Origin of the sequence: Pseudoalteromonas sp. MB41, assembly GCF_020966275.1 — a bacterium.
Classification (GTDB): Bacteria; Pseudomonadota; Gammaproteobacteria; order Enterobacterales; family Alteromonadaceae; genus Pseudoalteromonas; species Pseudoalteromonas lipolytica.
In genome coordinates, this window is record NZ_JAJJZF010000014.1 from 41,786 (window position 1) to 62,245 (window position 20,460).

At 42.6% G+C, this 20,460-nt stretch carries 15 protein-coding genes; 5 read left to right on the forward strand and 10 right to left on the reverse strand.

Annotated elements, in window-relative coordinates; translation table 11 throughout:
* The first annotated feature begins 114 nt into the window (after positions 1–114).
* Complete coding sequence (locus LPA49_RS13910; protein ID WP_065979405.1) at positions 115–2,430, forward strand: Tex family protein; 2,316 nt, start codon at positions 115–117, stop codon at positions 2,428–2,430.
* A gap of 90 nt (positions 2,431–2,520) precedes the next feature.
* On the opposite strand, the gene LPA49_RS13915 is transcribed toward LPA49_RS13910, so the two are convergent.
* The 5 genes from LPA49_RS13915 to bioH form a co-directional block, all read right to left on the reverse strand.
* Complete coding sequence (locus tag LPA49_RS13915) at positions 2,521–8,061, reverse strand: S8 family serine peptidase (RefSeq protein ID WP_180311211.1); 5,541 nt, start codon at positions 8,059–8,061, stop codon at positions 2,521–2,523.
* Positions 8,062–8,343: 282 nt separating this feature from the next.
* Positions 8,344–9,075, reverse strand: coding sequence for an outer membrane beta-barrel protein (locus LPA49_RS13920; RefSeq protein WP_180311212.1), 732 nt, complete (start codon positions 9,073–9,075; stop codon positions 8,344–8,346).
* Between the two features lie 106 nt (positions 9,076–9,181).
* Complete coding sequence (locus LPA49_RS13925) at positions 9,182–10,042, reverse strand: putative metalloprotease CJM1_0395 family protein (protein ID WP_074989202.1); 861 nt, start codon at positions 10,040–10,042, stop codon at positions 9,182–9,184.
* Between the two features lie 5 nt (positions 10,043–10,047).
* Positions 10,048–10,356, reverse strand: a complete 309-nt coding sequence (locus LPA49_RS13930) for a hypothetical protein (protein WP_036973397.1) — start codon at positions 10,354–10,356, stop codon at positions 10,048–10,050.
* Positions 10,357–10,456: 100 nt separating this feature from the next.
* Positions 10,457–11,194 carry a pimeloyl-ACP methyl ester esterase BioH gene (gene bioH, locus LPA49_RS13935; RefSeq protein WP_036973398.1) on the reverse strand — a complete coding sequence of 246 codons (738 nt, stop codon included), beginning with the start codon at positions 11,192–11,194 and terminating at the stop codon, positions 10,457–10,459.
* A 58-nt stretch (positions 11,195–11,252) separates the two neighbouring features.
* On the opposite strand from bioH, the gene LPA49_RS13940 reads away from it, so the two are divergent.
* Entirely contained in the window at positions 11,253–11,954 is a 702-nt protein-coding gene (locus LPA49_RS13940; RefSeq protein ID WP_074989201.1) for a ComF family protein, read from the forward strand.
* On the opposite strand, the gene LPA49_RS13945 is transcribed toward LPA49_RS13940, so the two are convergent.
* Entirely contained in the window at positions 11,951–14,500 is a 2,550-nt protein-coding gene (locus tag LPA49_RS13945; RefSeq protein ID WP_180311213.1) for a M14 metallopeptidase family protein, read from the reverse strand. The genes LPA49_RS13940 and LPA49_RS13945 overlap by 4 nt on opposite strands.
* A gap of 144 nt (positions 14,501–14,644) precedes the next feature.
* On the opposite strand from LPA49_RS13945, the gene nfuA reads away from it, so the two are divergent.
* Both nfuA and LPA49_RS13955 read left to right on the forward strand, forming a co-directional pair.
* Positions 14,645–15,220: a Fe-S biogenesis protein NfuA gene (gene nfuA / locus LPA49_RS13950; RefSeq protein ID WP_036973401.1), complete on the forward strand. Its 576-nt coding sequence runs from the start codon at positions 14,645–14,647 to the stop codon at positions 15,218–15,220.
* A gap of 12 nt (positions 15,221–15,232) precedes the next feature.
* A complete protein-coding gene (locus tag LPA49_RS13955; protein WP_118844723.1) occupies positions 15,233–15,502 on the forward strand; it encodes a hypothetical protein in 270 nt (89 codons plus the stop codon).
* A 4-nt stretch (positions 15,503–15,506) separates the two neighbouring features.
* Here LPA49_RS13955 and dinF read toward each other — a convergent pair whose 3' ends face one another.
* Complete coding sequence (dinF, locus tag LPA49_RS13960) at positions 15,507–16,841, reverse strand: MATE family efflux transporter DinF (RefSeq protein ID WP_118844724.1); 1,335 nt, start codon at positions 16,839–16,841, stop codon at positions 15,507–15,509.
* On the opposite strand from dinF, the gene LPA49_RS13965 reads away from it, so the two are divergent.
* A complete protein-coding gene (locus tag LPA49_RS13965; RefSeq protein ID WP_036973405.1) occupies positions 16,818–17,849 on the forward strand; it encodes a polysaccharide deacetylase family protein in 1,032 nt (343 codons plus the stop codon). The genes dinF and LPA49_RS13965 overlap by 24 nt on opposite strands.
* Here the strand turns inward: LPA49_RS13965 and LPA49_RS13970 are convergent.
* The 3 genes from LPA49_RS13970 to LPA49_RS13980 are packed head-to-tail and all read right to left on the reverse strand — an operon-like array spanning position 17,839 to position 20,310.
* Positions 17,839–18,870 (reverse strand): chemotaxis response regulator protein-glutamate methylesterase, encoded by a 1,032-nt coding sequence (locus tag LPA49_RS13970; RefSeq protein ID WP_118844725.1) that lies wholly within the window; start codon positions 18,868–18,870, stop codon positions 17,839–17,841. The genes LPA49_RS13965 and LPA49_RS13970 overlap by 11 nt on opposite strands.
* A gap of 8 nt (positions 18,871–18,878) precedes the next feature.
* Positions 18,879–19,496 carry a chemoreceptor glutamine deamidase CheD gene (cheD, locus tag LPA49_RS13975; RefSeq protein WP_036973407.1) on the reverse strand — a complete coding sequence of 206 codons (618 nt, stop codon included), beginning with the start codon at positions 19,494–19,496 and terminating at the stop codon, positions 18,879–18,881.
* Positions 19,480–20,310 carry a protein-glutamate O-methyltransferase CheR gene (locus LPA49_RS13980; protein ID WP_036973409.1) on the reverse strand — a complete coding sequence of 277 codons (831 nt, stop codon included), beginning with the start codon at positions 20,308–20,310 and terminating at the stop codon, positions 19,480–19,482. The genes cheD and LPA49_RS13980 overlap by 17 nt, the downstream gene beginning before the upstream one ends.
* Positions 20,311–20,460 lie beyond the last annotated feature (150 nt).

Consider the following 20,460-nt stretch of genomic DNA (forward strand, 5'->3'; position numbering starts at 1 on the left):
GAACTATTTCAGCGGGCCTTAAAAGCAGTGCTTTTAAGGCCTTCTTATTGTGATATTATTCAGGCAATTAATCTTCAGTTTTACTGATTTTCTATTTTTTAAAAAGGTTTATGCATGAGCAATATCTCTGCACGCTTAGCGACTGAGCTAAATGCCCAGCAACCACAAGTTGTTGCTGCAATCAAATTACTTGATGAAGGTGCCACAGTACCTTTTATCGCGCGTTATCGTAAAGAAGTAACGGGTGGCTTAGACGACACGCAACTGCGTTTACTTGAGCAACGCCTATCGTATTTACGTGAACTAGAAGAGCGCCGTAGCTTTATACTTGCCACGATTAAAGAGCAAGGAAAACTAACAACCGAGCTCAGTGCGGATATTAATAACGCGGACAGTAAAACGGAGCTTGAAGATTTATATCTGCCTTTCAAACCTAAGCGCCGTACCAAAGGGCAAATTGCAATTGAAGCAGGTATTGAACCACTTGCTGATGCCCTGTTTAATGATCCAAACTTAGACCCTGAACAACACGCCACTGACTACATCAATGCCGATGCTGGTTTTGCTGATACGAAAACAGTACTCGATGGGGCTAAGTTCATTTTAATGGAGCGCTTTGCTGAAGATGCTAAGTTGCTTGCAAAATTCCGCAGTCATATAAGTCAACATGGTCAAATTGAGAGCCGCGTTATTGCTGGCCAAGAAAATGATGGCGCAAAATACCGTGATTACTTTGAACACCAAGAGCCACTAAAAAAAGTGCCTTCTCACCGTGCTTTAGCCATGTTAAGAGCACGAAATGAAGGCGTATTGCAGCTCAATATTAACCCTGAACCCAGTGCTGAAAATCCGGCACAAATCTGCGCACAAATGATTGCCGATCATTATCGCTTAGATGTTAGCAACTCAGCAGCGAGTGCATGGTTAATGAGCGTAGTGCAGTGGGCGTGGAAAATTAAATTAAGCTTACATCTTGAAAATGAGTTTTTAGGGGCGATGCGCGAAAAAGCCGAAACCGGTGCCATTGACGTATTTGCAAAGAACTTAAAAGACTTATTAATGGCAGCTCCGGCTGGTCCTCGTACAACATTGGGCCTAGATCCAGGTTTACGTACGGGCTGTAAAATAGCTGTTGTAGACAGCACTGGTAAACTATTAACGACACAAACTATTTTTCCACATGCCCCTCAAAATCATTGGGAAAAATCACTGCGCACGCTTGAACAGTTATGTCGCCAGCATAAAGTTGAGTTAATCGCCATTGGTAATGGCACCGCATCTCGTGAATCAGACAAACTCGTCGCAGAGCTTATAAAAGCAAACAGCGAGCTTAACCTTAACAAAATTATGGTCAGTGAAGCCGGAGCATCTGTTTACTCTGCCTCTGAGTTTGCTGCGAATGAATTCCCCAATCTCGATGTATCGTTACGTGGTGCTGTTTCAATTGCACGTCGTTTACAAGACCCCCTTGCAGAGCTTGTTAAAATTGAACCTAAGTCAATTGGTGTGGGCCAATACCAACACGATGTGTCACAAAGTCAGTTGGGGCAAACTTTGACTTCGGTGGTTGAAGACTGTGTAAACTCTGTCGGTGTTGATTTAAATATGGCTTCAGTGCCGTTACTTACTCGTGTATCGGGTTTAAACAAAACTCTGGCACAGAACATTGTTAACTACCGTGATGCGAATGGCTCATTCAGCAAGCGTTCTGAGCTTAAAAAAGTAGAGCGTTTAGGGCCAAAAGCATTTGAACAAGCCGCGGGCTTCTTACGTATCACTAATGGTACAGACCCTCTTGATAAGTCATCAGTTCACCCTGAAGCCTACCCGATTGTTAAGCGTATTTGCGAAAAGAACAACCTGGATGTCAATAGCTTAATCGGTAACTCAGATATACTAAACAAGCTTGTTGCGAACGACTATATTGACGACAAATTTGGTTTACCAACCGTCACAGACATCATTAAAGAACTTGATAAGCCAGGCCGCGACCCGCGCCCTGAATTTAAAACGGCCGAGTTTAAAGCCGGTGTTGAAACAATTAACGATTTAAAACCGGGCATGATTCTAGAAGGTGTGGTGTCAAACGTAGCAAACTTTGGTGCCTTCGTTGATGTAGGTGTTCACCAAGACGGTTTAGTGCATATTTCTGCTATCACGAATAAGTTTATCTCAGATCCGCGTGAAGTAGTCAAAGCGGGTGACATCGTAAAAGTAAAAGTGCTTGAAGTGGATGCTGCTCGTAAACGTATTAGCTTTACCATGCGCTTAGACGATGATGTTGATACCAGCAATAAAGCGGCAACTACAAGCAAACCTGCCGCGGCTCAAAAGGTAAAAAACACCTCTAAACCAAAACGTGACTTTGGTAATGCAGCCATGGGCAATGCCTTTGCCGATGCCTTTGCCAACGCTAAAGTTAAAAAGTAGCCATTATATTAGGCTAATAAAAAACCGCGTAAGTTAAGCTTACGCGGTTTTTTGTTTTTAAAGGCTCACTAAAATGAGCCTTTAAAGCGATTACTTACGACGACGTAGTGCAAGTAATGGAAGGAGTAACACGATGAAGTGACCGAATGAACCACTGTCATCATCTTCTTCTACTTCTGGGTATACACAGCTACCATCATCAGTATTAGCATTCGCATCGTAGTTTGTTGCAGCGGTATCTGTACAACCTAATTCAATACCGTCTGAAACAACTGTAAGTGCAAATTCTTCCATCAATGATTTTTCACCACTGGTTAAAGTGACTTTAACTGTCGTTGTACCATAGTAGTTAGCATCAGGCGTTACGCTGAATGACATGCCATCGACTGATGTCGTCGCATTATCAGCATCAACAGACAGTGTGAACTCTTCAGCTGTCTCACGCGTTAAACTAACCATAATATTGTCAACTGACTCGTTTTCCATCACCGACATATCTTCTAGCGCAACAATCGCAAGATCAACGGCGGTTACTGTAACCATAAAGTCAGTTGAGATAGTAGTATCTGTGCCCGTTAATGTCACTGTTACAGGGATCTCACCATAGAAGTCAGCGTCAGGTTTAAGGCTAAATGTCATGCCATCAACCATTGATGTCGCATTATCAGCGTCTACAGTAAGAGTGAACGCTTCTTCTGTTTCACGTGATAAAGAAACAGCAATACTTTCTAACATATCGCCTTGCATCACAGTCATATCTTCAATGTCGTTAACCATCACGGGGGCTTCTTCACCATCAGACTCAACAGTCAGTAAAAACTCTTTGCTTACTTTATCTGTTGGGTTTGCTTTGTCTTGCACTGTAACAGTTACAAAAGTTTCACCGAAGAAATAAGGTTCAGGGATCAGGTTAAACGACATACCGTTCACCTCAGCTGACACATGTTCACCCGTGATTACTAGCTCATTTGGCGATTGATCAGCATCAATAACCATCACTTCAATGCCATCAATACGACCATTTTCAGCAACCGTCATATCAGCAATATCTGCCATTTTAAGATTGCTTTGTACACCAATCGAGTGCATTAATGTACCTGACTCTTGACTACCTAATAGATAATCAAGCGCGATGTCTTGCATGGTACCTTTCGCTTCTGGCTTTATTGTCGCTGTAAAGTTAAATTCAACTTCACTTTGCTCAGGGCCCACGTAATCAAAACAAATGACTAAGTCATCTTGTAAGATTTTACCAAGGTCATCGAAACCGATCACATTGCTTAGAGCACCGTCTTTGTAGCCCGCGGTTGTAGCATAAACACTGTCACCACCTTCAATAAAGATAGTGCCTGTATCAATATCAGAACCTAGATTGTCGTATGCAAAAATCGCTTCAAACTTACCTTCATGGTCATCAATACCACTGCGTAAGATCACTTCATAATCATAAGTATCACCCGTATTCTTGTCGGTAACATTATCAAATTCCATGAACAGAAGGTCACCAAGATCAGGACGTTCTTCTGCATATTGACTTGCAATTGTTAACCCTGTTGGATCGCTTGGATCACGTAGATTAGTGATTTCAAATGAACCACGCCAGAACGGGGCTAATGCTTCAACTAAGAAACCTGGACCACGGTGCGCACTCATCATCCACCAAATTGGTGTAAATTGCATAGCACCTGTTGGGTGTAAACGTACTTCGTTGTTGTTTGCTTGATTATAAACTTCAAACTTAGCGCCTTGTTTGTAGAATAACCAATCAATTGGTACATCAAAGTAAACATTTGAGCCACCTTCATACCAAGAAGCATCTGGTTGAATGCGGAAGTCACCCCATAAATCGATGTAGCCACCTGTTGAGTACTCATCGATCATTGGCGTTTTACACATTTCATTGGTGATGTTATTCGTGACAACATAATCACGCTTCACATTGCGAGTAGCCTCTTGAGTCCCTTTAATTGTTAAAGTGTTGCCCTCTACTTCCAATGAAGCAGCAACTGACTCGTTGTTAGAAGTCAATGTATCAGGCCAAACTTCCATGCCCTCAGGAATGGTTAACGCTAAAGTGTAATCGCGCGCGTCAGATTCATAGTTAGCTTTGAGTTTCACGTTAACATTTACAAGATCCATAGCGCGTGCTGAGTCTTGATCAATATTAAGGGTTAACGCTTCAGCGTCACGTTTAAAGTTAACTGATGTAAACCCTAAAGTCCCTTCAGCACCTTCTGAATCACCCAGTTCAAAACCACCGTAATACACATCGTTTAGCTGCGCTTCTGGTAGGTTCCAATTAATCGCAATTTCATAGTTGCCATTACCTGAATGTTGTTGTGGAGCCGACACACTGAACTCACCCGTATTTTGCTCTTTCACAAATGCATAGTGAGTCACTGTTTGATAACCCACATCGCGTAAACCAGCTAACGCTGCGGTAGCGAACCAGTATTTACCAGGCTTAGGATCGATAATATTACAGTAGTTATCCTCAACACTGCTTGAAGAATAACAAATCATCTCTTCGTTCAGTGCTTTAATTAATGCATTTGGATCTTCAGCAATGTCTTCATCCGACACCATGAACGAGCCACTACCATTCGCATCATAACCCACCACTAAGTGTGCTTTTTTAATTTGCCAACGCGGTTCAACGATATCTGATAAATCAGTCGTTTGCTCTGTTGATGCCACTTTAATCATCAGGCGTTTTGTACCTTCAGGTACCTCAATTGCCTGAATATCCCATGCTTTTTCTACACGGTCTTTCGTTACATAAGGTGATACACCTAAGATATTGGCTGTTACTTCAGTCGGTTTTACAAGGCCATAATAAGTTGGTGTAAACTCACTGTAGCTGTCAGTATTCACAACGATTGACTCTGATGCATTGGCACGAGCCATATCGATATCAACCATGGCTGGAAGCTCATCAATGACATTTTTAGCCGCTAATGTGAAGTGAGCATCAGGTGAATTACCATCGGTATTTTTAAAAAGTACTTTACCGTTAAACCACGCATTTTTGTTTATAATGCTGTCCCATGGTGCGCCGGGTTCTGCTGGGTCTAGTTTAGACTGAATGATATTCGGTAACTTCATCGTTACCATCACGTCTTGTGTTTCACCCGCTTTAAGTGTGAAGTTACTTGGTGTAACACTCACTTCGACACCCGCACTTTCTTGCTCGCCTTCAATACCCCAACCATAGGCTGTTGCATCCCACGAACCATCTTTAGTCGCTTTCACTGTGCGCATCCAAGAACAGGTCAGTTCACAGTCTTGGTTTACTAATGTCGGCAGGTTTAACCACTCCACTAAACCGCCATTACGCGGGTTAGCATTGTGATAGTTTTCGATTGTCTCATCCATGATAAGACCTGCATTTGCCGCTTGCGCAACATCAATTGAGCCACTTCCCGTCATGAAGTTGTAGTAAGGGTCAACTAACGTAACACCGTTAGAAATGCGCACTTTATTCGCCGTCATCATCAGAGCCGATTGTACTTCAGCAGGCGTCCAATCTGGGTGCATTTGCATCAATAAAGTCATGGCACCGGTTACATGCGGAGTAGCCATTGACGTACCACTCATGAATGTCCAGTCTGATGCTCTAGGATTGGCGGTGAATGGTTGGTCATCAGCATTCGCAGCATAAATATCAACACCTGGTGCCGTCAAATCAGGAACAAGGTTGTTAATATAATAACTTGGGCCCATAGAGCTAAAAATAGCGAGCTGGTTGCCAGCTTCTTCGTCAAACGAATAGTTATTTTGCGGCTCACCAATAGTCGCAATTGCAGCGCCATCAGGGTTAGCATTCACCCAGTTGCGAATAGCAAAACGCGCACTTGAAGATAAGTGAATACCTGGGATCACATAGTTATCTGCAACAACGTTCTCACCAAAAGCAATATTTTGCAGGATAAAACCACCTGCGCCACCCGCAGCTACGTTTTTCGCTTTATCAACACGCGCAATATCACCCCGTAAACACACCACTATTTGGTCTGCGGTGAAAGTACCCGCAGGGAATGGGGCATTACAGCTAGCTGCATCATAGCCATCGTCAGCATTAGGGTCGTCGTAATTCTCAGCTAAAACAACCTCACCAGTAATTCCACCAGCGAAACTCTTACCTGCATACTCACCAACAGAAGGTGCACGTGTACCTTGGAAGTTGTTAATGGTTTTAACACCTAATTCCATCACGCGATCATGCGTTGATGCCCCCACTGTCGTCACCCAAGGTGATGTATGATCCGCAGACATATAGTACGGACCTGAGTTACCCGCAGCAGCGGCAACAGAAATACCGGCCTCACGTGCGCTTAAAAATGCCATTTCCATTGGGTCTTCCCACGGGAAGCTTTCACCGCCACCGATTGAGAAGTTAATCGCATCAACGCCATCTTCAATTGCATCTTCAAAAGCAGATAAAATCGCCGACTCAGGACAACCAGCGTATAAGTCGCCCGAGTTGCCCGCGCGACATACTTGGTATGAAATAATGTGCGCGCGCGGTGCAACACCACTGGTGTGATCAAAGGTAAATGGCAAGTTTTCACCATCACTCACTTTCTCACCTGTGGCTGCTTGAAGTGGCGTATTCTCTATGTAGTTACCCGCGGTTGTGCTTGCAGTATGTGAACCATGACCGTTGTAGTCTTCACCATTCTCTGGACGACGATCAGCACGTGCAAATCGATAGTCTGAATTCGCAGCCGTAATTTCAGGGTAAGAGCGAACACCAATTAACTTGTCATTACATAACGTAGGATCAGCTTCACAATCACCAACGAAGTTACCTGCACCAAATGGATTTGATTTGCTGTACTCTTCATCGCTTGCAAACGCAGGGTGGTCAGTATTGATACCTGTATCAATAATACCTACAACCATGCCTTCGCCTTTAACACCCACTGATGATGCAGGTGTAGCGCCTTGCCATAATTGATCTGCGCCAATAAACTCTGGGCCACGGTCTGTACGTAGTTCGAAAATACGGTTTGGTGTGATGCGTTTCACACCCGATTGCTTAGCCAGTAGCTCAGCATCCGCCTGCGTCATTTCGACAACAACGGCATTGTTTGCTAACGTAAATTGCTTTTTAACATCAATGCTAGCACCCACGGCACGTGCTTTGCTTAATACAGATGTTTGGCGCTGCTTCAAGAAACCCTGATAAGCACGCACCTTATGTGCCGATGTATCCAAGCGCTCATTAACCATTAACGAACGAGATTCAGTAACCGCTGTTGCAGTAAAGCCCTGAATGTCACCTTGGTAACTCGCGACTGGCTCTTCAGTCATTTGAACGATATAAGTTTGAACACCTGTCACACCCTCTTGAGGCTGGAACACATGTTCTGGTTGTTGATTTTGATAATGTTGATTTAAACGCTCAACACTGCCCTTTAATAAGCTTGGATGATCAGCAATTTGTTTTTGTTCTTGATACTTTGCGATATCTTCAGCTGTAAATGTTGGCTGATAAAAGCCTTTGTCTGACACTTTATTAAAGCCCGGCTCTGCCGCAGCATAACCTGAAGTACCTACATACAATGCTGTAAGTACTGCAACTGAGCTCTTTTTCAAGTGTGCTATTTTATTATTGCTAGGTTGCATATGATTCCCACTGATTTAATTTAAAACAGCTTTGCTTACGCAAAAGCTGAGACACTAAATTCTATTAGCAGACAGACATATACAGGCGGCGTTATGAAGGGTCAAACTGTGAGGTATACATTTCAGACACAAAATTAACACCATGTAAACATTGAAGTGGTGATATATAAAGCGTTGCGGATTATTTATACAAAATGTAGCTTTTTGTAGAAAACACTATTGCAGGAACAGAAATAATATATAAAAAGAAGCTAGCGAAAGGTTCGCTAGCTTGCTAATTAACTAAAAATTATAACGAATTGAGAAGGTAAGATCTGAATAGTCGTTTACATCTCGATACGCTGCGGTCACTAACCAATCAGCTGTAATCGCATAATTTGCACCGACATGAAGCACGGTATTATTTTCGCTTTCTTCATCATGCAGACGCTCGTAACCGATACCCGCATTTAGCTCTATTGAATCGGTTAATAAGTGCCTAATTTGTGCATTTACAGATAAAATATCAGCTGTATCTGAATCAGAATATCTCTCAGAGTTGGTATCGAGTACTTGTTCTTGATAAGTGATATCTTGCTTGTACAGTACGTCACCTTCAAATTTTAGCTGGCCCAGCTTCGCTGAATAATCAATTTTAGTCACATCAGACAGAGAGTAAATATAGCCTAAAGCTAACTCATAACGCGTGATATCTAACTCTGTACGATAAAGATATTCAGTCTGCCCCGTACCGACTGGGTTGTTGTTCATATCATAAACAGTCACATTGTCGTAGATATCTAACTCTGTAAAGTCATCAGATACTTTTGAGTAGTGGCCATGCACATACCAGTTTTGTGCAAATTGTTTACTGACGTTGATACCATAGCCCGTGAGAGAAAGATCATCAGCATCATCAATTTTCATTTTCTGATAGCCAGCATCAACATAATCATAGCTAAGAGGTGTGGTGTTTTGTGCCATAACAGCTGTTGATACAAGTGAAAGTGCACCGATAAGTACAGCATATTTCATGTTAAATCATCCTTATTTAAAATCGTGGACAATCTAACAGAGCTAATTTTTTACCACAATAGGAACAACCCTATTTATAGTAAGTAATGTGTAAGAAAATATGAGGTTAAATAACCGCAGAAAATTGGTTTTGAGCCGCAGCAGAGGTTGCCGCTTGATAGAAATTAGCAATTCGTTGAGCGCGTTGATCTACTTCCACGTCACGCTTTGCTGTTTTAGTCTCCGATGCACTCACTTGCGGGCTATCTTCATTGGCAAATTCACGGTTAATTTTAAATGACGCTTGCCCATTTTGCTGCTTATCGTCATCAGACTGAGTCGCTAACTCAGCTTGAGCCGCCGCAAGTTTTTGCGTTGCATCTGCCGCTATAGCACGGTCAGCACCTGAGGGTTCTTGTGGAGCAAGCGCTGCTGCTCGTACAGTTTGCATTTTTTCAATGGTGGCTTTTGGATCCCCCTCGATTTGTGCAACATCGATTTGAACCTCTCCACCAACAGCGTAATTAGTACCATCGGGACCGCGCTGATACTCATAACTTGGCGCACCCGCATATTGCCCACCGACAGATGCATGTGCTTGCTCGTGAATGCGCACTTCAGTATCACGGGCTTTTAATTCCTTTATTTGTTCCGCATCTTGCTGCTCTTGTTCAGCAACTTGTTGCTCTTTTTTTTGTTCTTGCTTTGTTTCTTGTTGCTCTTGTTCCGATTGCTCAGAATCGCCTTGTTGGCGTTCTTGAACTACGGTGTTGTCATCAAGACGGCCTTTCGCATCATAGGTGCCAGCGTCAGTGCCTGGTTGTCTGGCTTTTTCGCCATCGTTTAAAGTTTTATTTTCAGCGTTACTGGGTTTGGTTGCCGTAGGTGCGGGGATTACCTCGCGCAACTGGTTATCACGGCGCGCACTTTCTGTATGCACATTCGCAGTGTTTAAGTTAATGGCCGGATAAGGAGTAACGATGTTCATGATATTTATACTTTAATATCGATTAAAGTGCCCAGTACCTCATCCGCGGTTTGAATGCTATTGATATTCGCCTTGGCATTAAACTCTTCTACTTTTAAGTTGACCAGCGACTCATCAATACGCGCGGGTTGTGATACAGGAGGCGTGACTGCTTCATCGGGGCGAGCGGCTTGTAATTGGCGCTGCTGCGCAAGCTGAGCATCATCTTGTTGATCTATTGAGGCACGGCTAATCTCAGCGCTTGCCTTTTCAATACCTTGGCTAGCACGGTTATAACCTTCTACCGCATTATTAAAAACAGAACCGATTGCCATGATGGTCTCCAACAGTGAGATCTAACCGTAATTATCGCTCACAAAACGAACAAAATAAAGTATAATCCCGCTATTTTTATGGCCTCAAGCTAGGTTTTGTTTAACACACTGATTTAAGAGCTGTTATAAATGCCTCTTTGTGAGAAATAAACGGGGCATGGGATGCTTTATCAATTACCTCGTAGTCAAAATTAGGCTGCAGCGCCTGCATTTTCTTAAGAGCACGATAAGGCACTAACGCATCTAAGCGACCAAAAATGCCGACTATAGGCACCGTTAACTGTGCAAACATAGCGCGTAAATCATCGTGCTGTAGTATATCGAGTCCTGCACTTAGCGCCTGCTCTTTGGGAGCGGGGTATTGATTCAATAATAATTTTAGCTGCTTTATATCATCACGAGCAGACTCACTGCCCATAGCTTGAATAGCGAGAAAGCGTTCTATGGTTTTTTCTCTATGGCTCACTAACTGATCTTTAAACGCATTCAGGACGTCCGGCTTAATACCCGGCCAATCATCGTGCTGGGCAAAAAATGGGGTTGATGCTACCAGCACAACTTTGGCCACTTTGTCAGGCCAGTGCGCAGCAATATACAAAGCAAACAGCCCTCCCAGTGACCAGCCGACAAGTATTGATCCTTCATTTAATTCGCTACTGAGCTGCTCTGCCGCAGCATGCAAAGTGTAAGGTGTTGGTATTGACTGTGCGTTACCAAACCCAGGTAAATCTAAGCAGCGAACTGCGCCATCATGAAAAAACGTAAGTTCAGGCATAATGACTTGCCACACACCTTGATTCATTCCCCAGCCATGTAACAACACCATTTCATTTTGCATATTTATAAACTCTCAACCACACTTAGCGCTCATAATAGCGTTTAAAGGAATGAATGCAATGGCGGGCTTAATTCAGGCGTTTAAAGTCGCTTTAGATGCGCTGTTCCCAAATTTTTGTTTGGGTTGCAGGGGCCACATTGAAAGTAATCAGTCACTCTGCCCACACTGTATGGATGACCTTGCACTTTTTGACTTAGCACGTCATCCAAACCTTTTACATCGCCCCGATATTTGTGACGCTTTTCCTGACTGTCATTTTGATCATCTCATTGCCTGTGCGTGGTATCAAGCACCCTATAAACAATGGCTCATACAGTTAAAATTTAACAATCAACAGCATTATAAAGTGGCTTTACAGCAAATCATAACCAAACAGCTGCAACATGCCCTTGCAGCAAACACACACTGGCCTGATGTATTTATCATAATGCCGTTACATAAAAGGCGTTTTTTATCGCGTGGCTATAACCAAGTAAGCCAAACGTGGTTACCGGTTCTAGAGGGCTTACAGCAAGACGTTATTACGCCTCTTCATAAACAAAAAGCCACCCAGCCACAATCAAAACTAAGTAAAACAAAACGGGTAAAGAATGTAAAAAATGCGTTTGTATGTCAGCAAGATCTGACAGGGAAATCGGTGGCTATTGTTGATGATGTGATGACCTCTGGTGCTACATTAAACGCAGCAACAGAGGCATTAAAACAGGCAGGGGCCAAACAAGTATGGGCAATCCTTACATGTTTGACTCCCCTTAATTAGTCACCCGATGCACTAAATGCATGACCAAAGAACAATGCATTACTTAGTAATCGGCTTGTTCCATACCAGTAACCACGAAAAACGGGGTTATCAGTCATACCGATCACACTGCCTTTTCCGTAAGAGTGCGCAATTAAACCTGCAGCACCGGCTACCTGCTCCACATTGACATCATCAGTAAAGCCTGCAAGTAATGGCGTGTCTGTATAAGTAAGCACATTAACAAATGGTGCCTCCGATTTTTCAAGTAACCAAGTGCTATTTTTAAATACAGGTAAGTTATTGCGCTCAAGCGAGAACGTCAGTGGGTGCGATAAGTCAACGTGAGTATTAAAAATGGCACCTGCAATGCGTTGGCGCCCTGCTAAGTCATCTTTATCGGCATAAGTAAGGCCTTTTGTATCAAATGCACTTGCAACATCACGGCGTGACAAATAATTCGCTTTTAATAGTTGCTGATCCGCTAAGAATTTAGCACCGCCTTTATGGCCCCAGATTACCCCGCCTTTACGAACCCACGCTTTTATTGCAATTTTAGTCGCATCATCAAGGCGATTATAATTACCATGCGCAAGCACAATATGGCTGTACTTATCGAGGTTAATATTATCTAAACGCTCCATTTCAATAATACTCGGGGCAATGTCAACAAAGCGATCAAGGTAATACCACACTTCGCCAAGCTCATACTGGCTGGTTCCTTCGCCACCAATAAGCAGTACCTTAGGTGCTTTAACAACAGCCATAGAACGAGACCCTAAATCAGCCCCTTTCACTGTTAAACCAGAGCTGATGGGAACAATTTCAATACCGAAATCTGTTTGTGCTTGGTTTAAATAACGCACCCAATTAGGGTCTGTTTGAATACCGGCTGGTAATAAAATACTGCCTGGCTCAAAAGCAACCTCACCTGCGGGTGTTTTTGCTGTAAGTGAACTAAGCGCAACACGTGCTTGAACACCTTGCTTAAGTAAGTTATTTAACATTTTAGGAGCAAGGTAGTCATCCCACTTAAATGCATAAGCATAGCTTTGTGGTAACGCAGCGAAGCTTGATTTAACCGTTTTCTGCCACGGCATTTTTGCAATGTTTAAGCCCCAATTGCTGCTCACTTTGGCAAACTCTAAATTAAATGCATGGGCCAATGTCCAGCCCGAAACATCATAAAAAGTATTGTCAACAAAGCGTTGTTGCTCGCTAAAAATCGCTTTTACTAAACGAAATTGTGGCTGTGCTAATGGCACGTAGTAGCTTTTTTCAGAAAAGCTCTGACCATTCACTTTTAAGGGCTCTTCAAGCAAATACGCATTGATTTGGTGTTGCTTTAACACGTCTAAAAAATACGCCATACGGCTATTATCAGCGCCGCCTTTTACCACATAGCCTTTAAAATCTTCATCGCCAGCAAGATCCGTAGCTTTAGTGTAAAACTCAGCTTGATAGTCTAGTAAGTCTTGGCGATTATCAATCGCTGCTTGGAATGTAGATAAGCTCGTTAACAGTTGATTTTTAATAGTAAATGGAAAACTCAACGGGCCGTTAATTGTTTCTTGTAAGTGCCCACGAGAACTGGCTTGTTCAAATAAAATACCCACGCCACCATTTACATCTGGGTAGGTTGACCCCTTGCCATAGTAAAAATCGTCAAAGCTTTCTTCAGTAAAATACAGCGCATTATGCTCATCAAGCGTCTTTGCATGATAATTTGCAATTGCTTTCGTTAATGTCACATTTTCTTCTGGTGTAATTGGGTGTTTACGCGTTGGTATTCCCGGTTGAAAGAAGAATGTGCTATTTGGGCCCATTTCATGAAAGTCAGTTAAAATATTAGGCTTCCAGTGATGGAACTGGGCAATACGCGCACGTGACTCAGGGTGTTGTAGTAACAACCAGTCACGATTTAAATCAAAAAGATAATGGTTAGTACGACTGCTCGGCCAGCTTTCACGGTGCTCACGTGTTTCAGGGTCCGATGATAAGTTCATGCCTCGATTGCTATTTGCCCAATTCGCAAAACGCGCTAAGCCATCAGGATTCAAAGAGGGGTCTAATAAAATAACGGTGTTGTTTAATAAGGTGTCAATTTCAGGCCCTTGTGCCGCAGCAAGATAATAAGCAACTAATAGCGATGCGTTGCTACCTGAAGACTCATTGCCATGCACACTGTAACCCATCCACACAACCGCAGGTTGCTTGCTTGAGTCAGTATTTCCACCGCTTAAGCGAGCTAAATGTGCTTTACGAATTTGCTCTACTTGGCCTAATTTATCTGGCGCAGTAATCGTTAACATGACCAAGGGTCGCTGCTCGTGCGTCCGGCCAATTACTTCAATGTTAATACGCTCACTTTTGTCTGCCAATATTTGCATATACTGAACAAGTTGATCATGGCGTACATGCCACTCGCCCACTTCGTAGCCTAAAACCTCTTGCGGGGTTGGAATAAGCGGATCAAATTTCACATCTTCTTCAAAATAATAGGAAAGTGGTTTTGCTAATGCTGAAAAACTCACTAGCATGGTTAATATTGTTATTATTAAACGCATAGATAGCACCTGTTATTGTTTGATGTTTTCACGCTACCATTCGATAAAATAGATGCAACTTTTTACGCTCAACACTGGCGACAACACGATGAGCGGAGTATGATAGGCAGTATCCGAGTAATTTAGTCAAGTATAGTTCGTTTTATGATTTCTATTTCTGAATCTGCACAATCTCATTTTGCTAAACTTTTAGCAGACCAAGCTGAACAAACTAACATTCGTGTGTTTGTTGTAAACCCAGGTACTTCGCAAGCTGAGTGTGGTGTTTCTTACTGCCCTGAAGACGCAGTTGAAGCAAGCGACATTCGTTTACCATTTAATGGTTTTGATGCCATTGTTGATGCAGAAAGTGCTCCTTTCTTACAAGAAGCTGAAATCGATTTTGTGACTGACAAAATGGGTACTCAGCTAACGCTTAAAGCACCGAATGCAAAAGCACGTAAGCTGACCGACGATGCGACGCTTCAAGAACGTGTTCAACATATGCTTGAAACCGAAGTTAACCCGCAACTTGCTAACCACGGTGGCCAAGTAAGCCTTGTGGAAATTACAGCCGATGGTATTGCAGTACTGCAATTTGGTGGTGGCTGTAATGGTTGTTCAATGATCGATGTGACGTTAAAAGAAGGCATCGAAAAAGAAATGATCGCTAAATTTGATGAGATCACAGGGGTGAGAGATATTACTGATCACAACCCGGGTGAGCACTCATACTACTAATTAGCGCTTAAGATGCTTAAGCAGTGGGTTTTTCGCTTAGGTAGCGACCCCAAATTAAGCCTAAAACGCTTTCTTCGCGGCTTAGCACTGTTTGTGCTAGCCGTGATATTCATTGCTATCGGCTATTATGGACCCGCAATTTTCCAGCTTGTGGGGCTTGTCATTTTAGCTGTTGCATTGTTTTTTGCATTTTGGGGCTACTTAGGTATTTTTGCGAACCGTTTCGCACAAGTGCTTAAGCGTACATCCCCTAAAGATGATGATCTTGACCTGTGGAAATAACCACTCAAATTAACAACTGTTGTTGCTTAACCATTGCGCGATAACGTAGCCATAACGTAACGCCACGCAATAACATAAAGCTTGTCATAGCGAACCATAATCCATGATTTTGCCAGTCGCTTACCAACCAAAATAACCCAAAGAAACCAAATGTCGCGCTTATTAGCATGGTATTTCGCATGTCTTTTGCGCGTGTTAAACCAACAAATACACCATCGAATAAAAAGCACCCCATGGCCGCAATGGGCAATATAATGACCCAAGGTAAGTAGTGTGTAGCCAGACTGACAACCTCAGGCACATCGGTTAAAAGGCGAATAATAGCGCCACCAAACACTAAAAAAATCAGGCTATAAAAGAGCGCAAAGAGTCCTCCCCAGAACAAGCTTAAATTCACCCAAAGTTTGATCTGTTCAACACTCTGCTCCCCTTTGGCTTTGCCTACTTTTGCTTCGCTCGCATAAGCAATACCATCTAAAGCAAAACTCACCAACATCAGAAAGTTCAGCAATACGGCATTAGCTGCTAATGTTGTTTCACCGATTCTAGCGCCATAAAAAGTCATAAAGCTAAAGCACAATTGCAGTGCCAGTGAACGAATGAAAATATCGCGGTTTAAATTAAGCAGCTCGCCTATTTTAGCTACGCTTAACCATGCTTTAACGGCCAAATTAATACCTTGCTTTTTAGCAAGTTGTAACACCAGAAAAACAGCAAAACCGAATGCGATATAATCGGCAATAAGCGAGGCCCAAGCCGCGCCCGCCACTCCCCAATTAAGAAAAACCACAAAGTAAATATCGAGCACAATATTTGTGATATTGGTAATTAATAATAAATAAAATGGACCTCGTCCATAATGTACACCGAGCATCCACCCTAATAGCACCAAATTACAAAGGGCCGCTGGCGCACTAAAAATACGAACAGAAAAATAGCTATACGCCTGTTCTAAAACAGCTTGATTGGCATTTGACAAGTAAGCCATTAAGGATTGAATTGGTGTGCTGAGCGCGATTAATAACAACGCAACCCCAGTTGCAAGCAACAAACTACGCTTTAACAGTTCACCTAGCAAAGTAAGGTCATTTTTACCGTAAGCTTGTGCCACCAGCCCCGTCGTACTCATTCTTAAAAAGCCTGCCAGCCAAAATAGTAACGAAATAACCGTAGAGCCTAACGCTATCCCCGCCAAGTAGTGAGCACTTCCTAAGTGACCAATCACGGCAGTATCAACTAATCCTAACAGTGGGACAGTAATATTTGATAAGATCATTGGACCGGCTAATAACAGCAAACTTTTATGGTGTGCCTTATGACGTTTAAGAAAATGTTTCATGTAATTTTTGCAGTCCTGTTAGGTTTATCAATGCGTGCCCACGGCGCCGTTATTTTACAGTATCATCATGTGAGTGAAACCCTTCCTGCGGTCACCAGTGTCAGCAGTGAAACATTTATAAAACACATGCAGTATTTAAAAGATCATCACTTTACTGTAGTGCCATTAAATGAGCTAATTAGTTCACTGCAATCTGGCAAAGAATTAACCGATAAAACCGTCGCAATTACCTTTGACGATGGTTATAAAAACAATTATGAACAAGCCGCGCCAATTCTTGAGAAGTTCGGCTACCCCTACACTATTTTTGTTAATCCAAAACTGATTGATGAAGGTAAAAGCTATGTCATGACATGGCAGCAATTAAAAGCGCTTTCTAAAAAAGGGGCACTTATTAGTAATCACACCCAAGCGCATAATTACATGCATTTAAAGCAACAGGGTGAAACTGACGCACAATGGCAAGCACGGACTAAAAACGACATTCTCGCAGCACAAAAGCGTATCAAAGAAGAGATTGGTCATGACTATAAATACGTAGCCTATCCCTATGGCGAATTTAATAATTCACTTCAAGCACTGGTTAAGTCAATTGGCTTTGTTGGTATTGGTCAACACTCAGGTGCGGTGGGTATTCATTCTGACTTTACCCGTTTACCACGCTTCCCTGCATCAGGCTTTTACTCCAAACTTGATACATTATCGACAAAATTAGCGTCACAGGCTTTCACTATCAAAGCGTTAAATTACTCAGACAGTGTTACTAACGAGAATCCACCTAGCTTAAGCATTCAATTTGATATGCAAGACTTTCATAAAAGCCAATTTGCGTGCTATGTCTCGGGGATTGGTCAAGCAGACTTAAATTGGACAAGCAAAGACACGGTGCAAATTATCTCGCCAGCTAAATTGAAAAGTGGCCGTTCACGTTTTAATTGTACGGCCCCTTCGATTGAGAAAAAAGGCAGCTATTATTGGTTTTCACAACCTTGGGTGATCACACCTTAACGGCCTGCTTAAGCATTTGCGCGGTAATTTTATCAAGACGCACAATTTCATGAGCCGCATCCAGTTCGATAGCGGCTTTTGGCATGCCCCACACCACTGACGATAACTCGTCTTGTGCAATTGTATAAGCCCCCGCTTGTTTTAATGCCAGTAACCCTTTCGCGCCATCACTCCCCATGCCTGTGAGTAACGCAGCAATCGTGGCTTTTGGACACGCAACCAATAACGAATTAAACAATACATCCACTGCAGGTCGATGGCGATTAACTAATTCAGATGTATCGAGTTGGCAATACAAAGCAGAACCTTGTTTTACAATACTTAAATGTTGATCGCCCGGTGCAATGTAAGCCCAACCGGGGCGTAATTTATCACCGTGCTCTGCCTCTTTGACATTAATTTTACAGGTACGATCCATACGCATAGCAAACGAAGTGCTAAATACTGGCGGAATGTGCTGCGTAATGACAATAGGTGGACATTGCTCAGGCATACGCACCAAAACCTCTTTAATTGCCTCGGTGCCACCTGTCGAAGCACCAATCGCCAGCACACTATTTGCTTTAAATTGTAAGGTTGATAAGGCGCTATCGGCTTCTAGGCTCTGCTCCTTGAATGTGCGAACCCGAGCACCAGCCGCTGTACGTATTTTTTGATGTAATAAATGCGCATACCGTTGCAAACTTTGAGACACGTTAGCGGTCGGTTTTGCTATAAAATCAACCGCTCCCGTTTCAAGCGCTTCGAGGGTAATGGGCGATCCCTTTTGTGTTAATGTTGATATCATTACCACCGGCATAGGCCGTAGACGCATTAAGTTTTTAAGAAAACTTAAACCATCCATTTTGGGCATTTCAATATCAAGCGTTAACACGTCAGGGTTGAGGCGTTTTATTTGTTCTCTCGCTTCGTAGGGGTCTTCTGCAGACCCCACAACGTGAATATCATCTGCTTGCTCAAGAATCTCTTTAAGCAATCCGCGTATCAAAGGAGAATCATCAACAATAAGGACTTTGATCATATGCTCTCCTAAAATAGCTCAATATCCGTTTTTGCATCTTGTTGCTCAATTTCGTGTAAGTATTTAACTTCACGTTCTTCAAGTTTATCTGTATGTAGTTCACGTAGCTTTTTCACCTGTGCTTTTCCCGTTTGCGGATCAAAGATGATCTTACGAGGCCAAGGTCCACCTACATCGTGAGATACTAAATCTAAACCCTCTTCAAGTACATAAGCATTTGCAAAACGAATATTACCCACCCCGATATCTGTCATTGAGCGAATAATTTTACCCCCGCCGAATAACTTTACTTTTAAGTTTCGTTTTGAGGCTCCATTTTTCAGAATTTCATTGATCAAGTACTCCATAGCCCAGTTGCCATAACGGCAATTAAGGCTATGCGCATTGGCGGGATCAACGCCTTTTTCAATCGGTAACATAAAGTGATTCATGCCACCAATGCCTAACCCATCATCGTAGATACACGCTGCAATACAAGACCCTAACACCGTGGTGATGAGTTCATCCGATTTTGAAACATAGAATTCACCCGGCAATACTTTCGCTATCACCTTTTGCCTGCGGTTATCCCAAAAGCGTTTTACATGCTCAAACCCTGGTAAAACTGCTTTATAATGAGTGTTCATAGACCACCTTTTGGTAGATCGTTTGGCCTAAATTCTTAAATTCTCTGTGATCTTTACCGAGTGTCTCTGAGTGCCCCAAAAATAAATGGCCTGAGTTACTAAGTAACTCATAATAGCGTCGAAAGAGTGTATCTTTGGTCGACTTATCAAAGTAAATCACCACATTGCGACAAAAAATCACATCAAAAGGACCTTTCATTGGCCAACTTTGCAGTAAGTTTAAGCGTTTAAAAAAAATGTTTTTTTGTAGCGCTGGTTTCACTTTATAAAGCTGTCCATCGTGGCTTTTTAGAAACCAACGTTTAAGCTGACTGTCTTCTAAGCCATTTACATTCGCAGCCGTGTAAGTGCCTGCTTGTGCTTTCGCAAGCACATTAGAGTCAAGATCGGTGGCCAGTATTTTCACATCCCAATCTTTTGGAAATAAATCACTTAGGGTCATTGCAATTGTGTAAGGCTCTTCACCTGTAGAGCACCCAGCCGACCAAACACGTACTCGCTTGCTCTTCGCATTAGAAACGAGCAGCTTAGGTACAATGGTATTTTTTAGGTAACTAAAGTGATGAGGCTCACGAAAGAAAGAGGTTAAGTTGGTGGTAATTGCATTTATAAACTCGCTAAACTCATGCTCTTTATGCTCTTCTAAGTAATCTAAGTACTCTTTAAAGCTTTTAAGCTTATGAAGCCGTATACGCCTTGCTAGGCGTGAATACACCATTTCTCGTTTATGTTCAGCAAGCACAATACCGCAAGCATCATATACCTGTGACGAAATGTTTTTGAAATCACTGTCTGTCAGTAAAAACTCTTTCATGTCTGGACCCACTAGCCTCAAAGAGTGCGCGCATTATAGTCAAACCATTAACTTAAGTGGTTAATCAGTCCCGCGGGTAAAAACAGCGAGACGATCATAAGCGTGTTAAGCATGATTGCACCGATACGTAAGGTAACCCACTGCAGGTAA